Genomic DNA, 1,159 nt, shown 5'->3' with positions numbered 1-1,159 from the left:
CCGAAGCCGCCCAGGAACGCACGCGCCCAGGTGAACAGCGCATCGGCCTGCGCGGCGGTATCGGCGTCATCGCTCAGCAGCAGTTCGAAGGCGAAGTCGCGATCCTCCAGCTGCGCCACGCTGGCGCTCAGCAGGCGCGACAGCGCGTCGCCGTCGGTCGGCAGCGGCAGGTTGTCGTCGGCCAGCACCCGCGCCGGCCATTCACGCACCGGCGCACCGCCCGCGGACAGCCAGCCGCACAGGCCACCATGCAGTTCAGCGGCAGTGGCGCCCAGGCCCAACGCCTGGCTGGCCTGGTTTACGTCATCGACACTCGGAAGTTCGGTCATCTTGGGGCTCGATCGGAAAAAGGTGCCAGCAGCCCCGGTGGGCGGCGCTCTGGCAGCCTCACAGTGTAGCAATCCGCCCGCCCGCATCGGGTCGTGATCGCCGCCCGGGGCGCTGCCGACAGGGACCGGGAGCCAGCCGCCGCAGGCCCCGTCATTATTCGCTTGACCGCCTCCACCGCCCTTGCCTATCGTGCCGGTCATGGAACCTTCCGACGCCATCACCCAATTGCAGGCCTTCGCCGCCCGGGTGGAGGCGTTGCTGGAGCGCAACCAGCGCCTGGCCGAGGAAAACCGCAGCCTGCGCCACCAGCAGGAACAACTGGTGGCCGAGCGCTCCCAGCTGCTGGCCAAGAACGAACAGGCCCGCTCCCGGGTCGAAGCGATGATCACCCGCCTCAAGTCCCTGGAGCAGCACACATGAGCCAGACCGAACCGGTCAGTGTCCGCATCCTGGACCGTGAATACACCGTGGGCGTGGGCGCGGAGGAACGCGAGATCCTCACCGCCGCCGCGCGCCTGCTGGACGCGAAGATGCGCGAGATCCGCGGCAGCAACCGGATGGCTGCCGTGGACCGGGTGGCCGTGCTGGCCGCGTTGAACCTGGCCCACGAACTGCAGCAGCTGCGCGATGAACATGCGCGCCAAGCCGTCGCCCTGCAGCAGACGCTGGCCGATCTGAACCGGCGGCTGGACCGGGCGATCGACGGGGCGTGAGCAGCCGACCAACGGTCGGCTCTACCGGGGTCATTGGCACGTGCGGTGTGGGCAAGCCGACCAACGGTCGGCTCTACGGTGTTCCACGCGATGTTTCATTGCACGCGGCCATCGCA

General features: G+C 69.0%; 3 protein-coding genes. 2 read left to right on the top strand and 1 reads right to left on the bottom strand.

The window, feature by feature from the left end; all coding sequences use genetic code 11:
- On the bottom strand, positions 1–329 hold a 329-nt coding region (locus tag ACXJKH_RS20915), incomplete at its 3' end, for a UPF0149 family protein (protein ID WP_457322256.1).
- Between the two features lie 199 nt (positions 330–528).
- Between ACXJKH_RS20915 and ACXJKH_RS20910 the strand changes: the two genes are divergently transcribed.
- Together ACXJKH_RS20910 and ACXJKH_RS20905 are read left to right on the top strand one after the other, a co-directional pair.
- Complete coding sequence (locus ACXJKH_RS20910) at positions 529–750, top strand: TIGR02449 family protein (RefSeq protein ID WP_038686482.1); 222 nt, start codon at positions 529–531, stop codon at positions 748–750.
- Entirely contained in the window at positions 747–1,043 is a 297-nt protein-coding gene (locus ACXJKH_RS20905; RefSeq protein ID WP_259207475.1) for a cell division protein ZapA, read from the top strand. The genes ACXJKH_RS20910 and ACXJKH_RS20905 overlap by 4 nt, the downstream gene beginning before the upstream one ends.
- The last annotated feature ends 116 nt before the right edge of the window (positions 1,044–1,159 follow it).

The organism is Stenotrophomonas sp. P5_B8 (assembly GCF_054049855.1).
The sequence above is the reverse complement of the archived record's forward strand: the minus strand, read 5'-3'. Positions and strand labels throughout refer to the sequence as shown.